Source organism: Parapedobacter composti, from assembly GCF_900112315.1.
Classification (GTDB): domain Bacteria; phylum Bacteroidota; class Bacteroidia; order Sphingobacteriales; family Sphingobacteriaceae; genus Parapedobacter; species Parapedobacter composti.
This window is the reverse complement of the sequence record NZ_FOLL01000039.1, coordinates 1-6,781: the sequence shown is the minus strand read 5'-3', so window position 1 is coordinate 6,781 and position 6,781 is coordinate 1. Positions and strand designations below refer to the sequence as shown.

At 48.2% G+C, this 6,781-nt stretch carries 7 protein-coding genes and 3 pseudogenes; 6 read left to right on the top strand and 4 right to left on the bottom strand.

The features are described 5' to 3' along the window. From BM030_RS19340 to BM030_RS19330, 3 genes and pseudogenes are all read left to right on the top strand, one after another. Nucleotides 1-1,176 (top strand): RHS repeat-associated core domain-containing protein (locus tag BM030_RS19340; protein WP_139215965.1); only part of this gene is annotated, 1,176 nt, incomplete at its 5' end. A gap of 1 nt (nucleotide 1,177) precedes the next feature. Then, nucleotides 1,178-1,708, top strand: a complete 531-nt coding sequence (locus tag BM030_RS19335) for a PH domain-containing protein (protein WP_090975250.1) — start codon at nucleotides 1,178-1,180, stop codon at nucleotides 1,706-1,708. 41 nt (nucleotides 1,709-1,749) lie between these two features. Further along, nucleotides 1,750-1,959, top strand: a pseudogene (locus BM030_RS19330) (RHS repeat-associated core domain-containing protein); the annotation flags it as partial. A 28-nt stretch (nucleotides 1,960-1,987) separates the two neighbouring features. On the opposite strand, the pseudogene tnpC reads toward BM030_RS19330, so the two are convergent. The 3 genes and pseudogenes from tnpC to tnpA form a co-directional block, all read right to left on the bottom strand. Beyond that, nucleotides 1,988-3,394 (bottom strand): annotated as a pseudogene (tnpC, locus tag BM030_RS19325) (IS66 family transposase); the annotation flags it as partial. Between the two features lie 180 nt (nucleotides 3,395-3,574). After that, the gene (tnpB, locus tag BM030_RS19320) at nucleotides 3,575-3,928 is read right to left on the bottom strand and encodes an IS66 family insertion sequence element accessory protein TnpB (RefSeq protein ID WP_090975247.1); all 354 of its coding nucleotides are present in this window, start codon (nucleotides 3,926-3,928) and stop codon (nucleotides 3,575-3,577) included. Further along, a complete protein-coding gene (gene tnpA, locus BM030_RS19315) occupies nucleotides 3,928-4,215 on the bottom strand; it encodes an IS66 family insertion sequence element accessory protein TnpA (protein ID WP_090975246.1) in 288 nt (95 codons plus the stop codon). Before tnpA ends, tnpB begins: the two co-directional genes overlap by 1 nt. Before the next feature lie 149 nt (nucleotides 4,216-4,364). Here tnpA and BM030_RS20000 point away from each other — a divergent pair, with 149 nt between their 5' ends. Both BM030_RS20000 and BM030_RS19310 read left to right on the top strand, forming a co-directional pair. Continuing rightward, a complete protein-coding gene (locus BM030_RS20000; protein WP_170845846.1) occupies nucleotides 4,365-4,859 on the top strand; it encodes an MPN domain-containing protein in 495 nt (164 codons plus the stop codon). Between the two features lie 2 nt (nucleotides 4,860-4,861). Beyond that, nucleotides 4,862-5,353, top strand: coding sequence for a hypothetical protein (locus BM030_RS19310; protein ID WP_090975245.1), 492 nt, complete (start codon nucleotides 4,862-4,864; stop codon nucleotides 5,351-5,353). Here BM030_RS19310 and BM030_RS19750 read toward each other — a convergent pair. Next, entirely contained in the window at nucleotides 5,334-5,762 is a 429-nt protein-coding gene (locus BM030_RS19750; RefSeq protein ID WP_139215964.1) for a hypothetical protein, read from the bottom strand. The two genes, BM030_RS19310 and BM030_RS19750, sit on opposite strands and share 20 nt — an antisense overlap. Nucleotides 5,763-5,939: 177 nt before the next feature. Here BM030_RS19750 and BM030_RS20555 point away from each other — a divergent pair. Further along, nucleotides 5,940-6,080 (top strand): annotated as a pseudogene (locus BM030_RS20555) (RHS repeat-associated core domain-containing protein); the annotation flags it as partial. Nucleotides 6,081-6,781 lie beyond the last annotated feature (701 nt).

Below are 6,781 nucleotides of genomic sequence, written 5' to 3'. Positions count from 1 at the left end.
CCCGGGGGCACCATCACGTACACCTATGACGCGGACGGTCGGAAGCTGCGCAGCGTGAACGGCATCTACGGCCAGGCGCGTGACTATGTTGACGGTATTGAGTACGCGGACAATGCCATAGAGCTCATCCACATGCCTGAGGGGCGCATCCTGAAGAGCGGGAGCACGTACGTGTACGAATATTTCCTTCGGGACCATCTGGGGAACAACCGGGTGGGATTCCGCGGTTCTGCGCCTGGGACGGCGACTTTCGGGACGGACTATTACCCGTTCGGTCTGCAATATGTTGCCAACCAGGCACCTGGAAGCCCGGAGAATCATTATCTTTACAACGGGAAGGAGTTTCAGGATAAGCTGAAGATGTACGATTACGGCGCAAGGTTCTATGACCCGGTGATTGGAAGGTGGAATGCGGTTGACCCGCTGGCGGAGCAGATGAGAAGGCATTCGCCGTATAACTATGCGTTCGACAACCCGATTCGATTCATCGACCCGGACGGGCGGTTTGTGGCGCACTTCAGCAGCCTACAGGACAAGCAGGCGTTGTTGGGCTGGGCGAAGTTGCGTGCGGCGATGGGAGACACGGAGAGCCGGGAGGACGAACTGTCCGGCAGGGAGGAGGATGGGGATGATAAGGATAAGGGAGAAAAGAAAAACAATTCAGGCGAAGAAAACTTCTATCTAGGTGAAATAGGGATTGGATTGGGATTTGCAGGATTAGGAGCCAATTCATGGGATAAATATCTGAGTACTAATTTATACAAACAAGGATACCGTAAAGGTATAAATGGTAATTATCTTTTAACAGGACGTAACCTTTCTTTATTTAGAAACGAAGCTATGACATCAGTCACAGCTCCGATGACGGCTATTGGCCGAATCGGGAACGTCATTTCAAATATCGGGACAGCAGCAGGAGTGTCTTCGGCAATTATTGATGGTTTTAGTTATTATAATGGAAAAATAAGTGGAACTCGATTTGGATACCGAATTACCGGCGGCGGTATCTCGTTGTCGTTAGGATTCATAAGAGGAGCAGGACCATTAGCGGTCACCGTAGGAGCTGAGACATATGTATTGGAAAAAGGATATGACATCATTGCTCCTCAAGTACATTCAAGTTTTGATCACTTTTACCGCACTTTGATAAGCAATTGGCTAAATTTAAGAAGATAAGATGACATACACCTATAAGATTTCTCTTGCCAATCACATAAAAAATGGATGGCCAATTTTAATTTATGCAATATGCTTTTATGGACTTACTTATTATTTAAGATATCGGTTTGGTTTGCATGATATAAGATTGTATAATTTGGTATGCTTTTTTGCATTCCTTATATTTTTTATACCTCAATTACTCATTCACCTGACCTATTATTGGTTAAATGAAGGACGAGCATTTTATTGCAATCTTCTAGAGAAAAGCATTACAATCAATGTAAAAGGAAAGAAATATAACTTCAGTTTTGATGACATTAAATTAATTGAGCGCAATAAGTCGTTCGCTCTTTCAGGTATAACTTATCAGTGGATGCCGTGGGATAATTATAATTATTCCGTTATTCGATTAAAAAGTGGCCAAGAGTTTGTCGTAACCAGCCTTCTTGTTCCGAATATGGATTTGCCATTAGAGGAAAGTAAAATCAAACTGCGAAAGCGGTTTTATGCCTATCCTTTTGAGACAAAGGAGGTGTTGGATATTTAGTATGAAAATATCGGATGATACAGTAGTGCGATTACGGCGCGAGGCGGTATGACCCGGTCATTGGGCGTTTCGGCAGCGTAGACCCCATGTCTGAAGTATCAAGGAGATGGAGTCCGTACAGTTATACCTTTGATAATCCAATACGGTTTATCGATGTTGACGGGATGTTTGTCGGAGACCTTTATGATATCAATGGAAAAAAGATTGGTACTGATGGCATCGATGACCAAGAGGTATGTGGTAACCGATAATAAGGAAGCAAAGTATCCGCCCTATTAACTACATGTTTGATTTTTGAACAATATCCTTATAGTTCTGGGGATAGAGGTCCTTTAAGTTTTTATGGTTGATGGACATGATGTTCTGCAATGTGTGTTTCAACCATTGGAACGGGTTTACCTCGTGCTTCTTGCAGATGGCGAAGAACGAATAGATCATCGCCGCGCGCTGCGCAGCCTCGTGGGATCCGGCGAACAGGTAGTTTTTCCGTCCGAGGGCGACAGGCCTGATGGCATTCTCAACAAGGTTGTTGTCGATCTGCAGATTCCCGTCATACAGGTAAGCGGATAACGCATCCCAGCGAGCGTAGGCATAAGCCATGGCCTTGCCGATCTGGCTCTTGGGCAGGGTGGATTTGATCTCTTCAAAGATCCATTTGCCCAGCTCGTTGATCACCGGAAGGGATTCTTTCAGACGGAGTTCTTTGGTCTGTTCGGCGGTCAGTCCTTCTTCCCGGGCCTTCCTTTCCACCGTGTAGAGCTGCTGGATCATGAGCAACGCTTTTTCAGCTCTGGCTTTGTCATTATCCAAAGCGCGCTCAAACTCTCTTCTTGCGTGTGCCCAGCAGGCCAGGTGTGTCACTCCTTTCTTTTCGCCATACTTTTGGTATACCGCATACCCGTCACTTTGGAGATAGCCTTTGAAGTTTCCCAATATGGGCAATGGCGCGCTGCCGCCACGGGTAGGGCTATAGTCGAACAGTACCGTTTCGTCCAGCGGGGCATGGTACACCCAATAGTATCCCTGGTGGGCGGCACCTTTCTTATCGCTGTCCAGCACTTTTATAGGGGTCTCGTCAACCTGTAAATAACCTGTTGCTTTCGTGTCGAAGATGAGCTGCTCATACAGCGGGTGCAGTTTGATGAGCGCCTCTTTGGTCCAGCCCTCGATGGTGGAGGAAGGTATCCGGATGTTTTCCCTGGCGAAGCGCTGTTTCTGGCGGTAGAGCGGCAAGTGGTCCACGTATTTACCGGTCAGGATCATCGCCAGCAGGCCCGCGCCGGGGATACCTTTGTCGATGACCCGCTCGGGAAGTTCGGCAATCGTTACGCCTTCACCGTTCTTAGCGGCATACTTGTAGCGGATATACCGGTTGATATAGAACTTCGCTGGCTCGCACTCCAGTTCCTCGGTGATTTCCCTGCCGATGCATACCATATCCGACAGGTCGCCTCCGGGATGGATCTCGATTTCCACGACAGGAAGGTGCTCAGGTAGTTTCGCACGCCCTTTGTGGTTGGGACGCTTGCGTACATATTCGATCTTTTGCCTTATCTCTTCCCCCTGCTGCTCTGCCGCAGCGGGTTCCACATCGAATGGCAGGGATGTCTGGTTAGGGTCGCCCTCAAAGCGTTCGCGGCTCTGGCCGAACTGCATCCGGCGCAGCATCTCCACCTGGGCCTTTAAACGGTCACGTTCGCTGGTAAGGGAATCTATCTTTTCATCACGGTCGGCCAGGGCTTTATCACGGTCGGAAACAACCCGTAAAAGGTCTTCTTTAGATAGGTTTTCCAGTGCCGCTTGCATGGCATAAAGATACGAATAACCAATAGGTCACACAAGCAAAAAACAATGTTTATGGCTGTTTCAGCCCACTTTTTTAAGTAAAAAGCGGTGTCGGCGCCGGCTCTTCTCCACAACGATCCCCTCTACCATCAGCACCAGCTCGCTCCAGTCGATCTCACCGCCCGCCCCGCTGTGCTTCGGTAATGGAAAAGTACCACCCTCCAGCCTTTTATAATACAGCACGAACCCGCCGTGCTCCCAGTGAAGCAGTTTCATGTGTGTGCGCCGGCGGTTCAGGAACACAAATACATCCCCGCCCGTAGCCCCTCGACCAAGCCCTGTGGACACCAGCCCACAAAGCCCGTCAAAACTTTTCCGCATGTCGCAATGGCCGCCGTACAGGTAATAACGGTGCGATGAACCAAGGCTGAACATCAGGCAAGGGCAATCAACCTGGACAATAACCCCAAGTCGGCAGACGGTACTTCCAGCCGTACACCATTGGGATAAATAACCGATAAAACAGGATGGCCTGCAGTCCTGGGCCGACCCATCGGGATAAAACCGTCGCCACCGCCGGGCTGGTCTTCTTTCCAGCGGGCAATCCAGTAACTGAACTTACTTAAACTGACACCATGCTGCATGCAGAATTCATTCCGGGTCAAACCACTCTCGCGCCATTGGCGGACAAGGGTGAACATGTATTCTCTCCGCTCTTTCATAACCAATATTATTTTGGGCGTAAAGCTACGGGCACTCAGTTAATCAGAAAAGATGTACTTGGTAGGGTGGATACGAAGCAAAAGCCGTTTCGAAAACAGATAAAGGCGGAGGAACTACCGATGTCAGTACACTAAATTCGGCAGTAGAGTTGCCAAGTGATGCCGCATTAACCGAAAGTCTGAATGTTCTGAATAGAACTACAGCAAATGGCGGTTTACGAGAAGAGTCGTCTATTGTGTTAGGTGACGGTAAAGTAGTCAGGGGAAAAACAGGGCCGCTGCCTGTGGTCTCGGCAAATGGGGTGCAGACGGCAAATGCTACTTTGCCAAGCTTGCCGGGAGGTTATGGGCAAGCCGAAGCATCTATCCATTCCCACCCCACCACTGTTCAGCAAGTTGGCTCAATGGTATTCCCTCAATCGGCCAGTCTGCCATCAAACACGGACCGGAGCACATTTAGCCAGTTCGGCACCAATATCATTGTGGGGCCATTAGGCACTCTTCAGTCCGGAAGTGTCACTATTGGTCCAAATGGGACACTAAATATACCCAATCGGCCCAATGGTATAGCCATTTATGATAGGAACACCAATCCGGTCATAGAACTAAGAAGTAAAACAGTGATACGTATATTGAGAAACTAACAATGGAAAGAAGGATAATCTTGCTTATGTTGGTCGTGTTGAGCCATATAGCGCTCTTGGCCCAAGATAGAGAGGGAAGTAAGGGGAGTGACTTTATAATCACTATAGACGGCGATATTGTTAAAACCATCTACCGGCCGGAGATTGTGATACTTGACTCGGGCACAGGCGTAAAATCAGTGCCGATATCCTATCACCCAGGCGCTTTGTCGTTGGCTAAAAATGACCGGGACCATCTGTTGTCTCTGGATGACAGCATCAAACTATTATTGAAGTTTGAGTATAACGAATATACGACCCGGGGAAATCAGAAAGTCTTAAACTACGAAATTGAGATAGGTAAGGAGTGGTTAGAGCAGGCATATATGATACTGCACATATATAATACCGACAAAAAACCGTATAAGGGTAAATTGAAGCCTATTCCGGGTAAAAATTACACCTTTGAACTGGATTATCCGGGTGGGCAGATGATTAGGTTGCGCAAAAAATAATATCTGTAATCACTAAGTCAGGATGACCTATCAAGCCCGGCCATTTGCGCCGGGCTTTTTCGTTACTGTGCATAAGCCTGTTTGGCCTTGTTGTCCCTGACGGCCATATCGATGAAGTAGAAGAGCTTTGGCCTGCGGCAGCATGGCACGTATCCATTGGGGAATCTTCCAATCCCCAAACCCCTTTGAAGCCCCGCTGCGGAAGGACGTGCCGCACATGGCCATCCCGCAACCGAAGCCCGTCCACCCGCAGCGGGGGCTGCCTTTCCGGCGTCCAAGCAGGCACACTTCCGGGGTTGCTTTCCGTTAAGCCACCGAAAGCGGGAGAAGGGCGGGCTGTCAAGGGACCGTGGAATAAAGCGGAGCGCAGCGAGCATTTATGCCGCGAAAGCCCTTTACTGCCCGTCATTCGAAGGCTACCTTTGCTGCGACGGACGGCTAACCCTAAAAGCACGAACCCAAAAAGCAGTAAAAACAGTGGCCGACGAATCCGCCAAAAACCTATCTTTGGGGTGTAGACGTTCTTTGAGCAAGCGGAAATCCGGCTGTAAGGAAAACGGCGGGAACGCGAAAAATCCGCGGAAGGCAGTACGACTACGGCGCGAGGCTGTACGACCCGGTGATAGGGAGGTGGAATACGGTTGACCCGCTGGCTGAACAGATGAGAAGGCATTCGCCGTATAACTATGCGTTCGACAACCCGATAAGGTTCATCGACCCGGATGGGCGGTTTGTGGCGCACTTCAGCAGCCTACAGGACAAGCAGGCGTTGTTGGGCTGGGCGAAGTTGCGTGCGGCGATGGGAGAGGATGATGATCAAGATGACCAAGATGATCCTAAGAAAAAGAAGAACACCCTTGAGTTAATGCCTCTGGTGGGCGAGCAAATCTATGCTCCTATCTATAATCCCATAGAGTGGGTATATCGTCTTTTTAATCCACTTACCTATACTGACTCCGAGACAGGGATTACGTATGAGGTTGATAACAATGGAAGGATTAAACCGCCAATGATCACTGGTAATCCGATGGAGTGGATTGGGGGAAAACTGAAAGTTTCATCGTTAAGTAGAATATCGCTAAGAACAAAAGCATTACCAAGCTTAGATGCTACTGGAAAAGTGCATGGTACTTTGCCCAGAGTGCAAGATTTGGGGAAATATTCGAAAGAAGAACTACAGATTCCGTTAAAAGAGCTAAGACAAAGTGTTCAGAAGAGAATAGAGGTAACATCCAAGATGGGCAGAGATAGAGGGCACGGCCAAAGACAGGGCGCGGAACAGGACTTAATTAAATCATTAGAAAAACACTTAGGACAATAAGAAATGAAGTCAATAAAAGAAATTCTAGGAATGTTAGTTCGTGAACTAATTAAGCATATTGATAAGATTAAATCTATTAATCCAATGTCAATATATTATAATGAAAT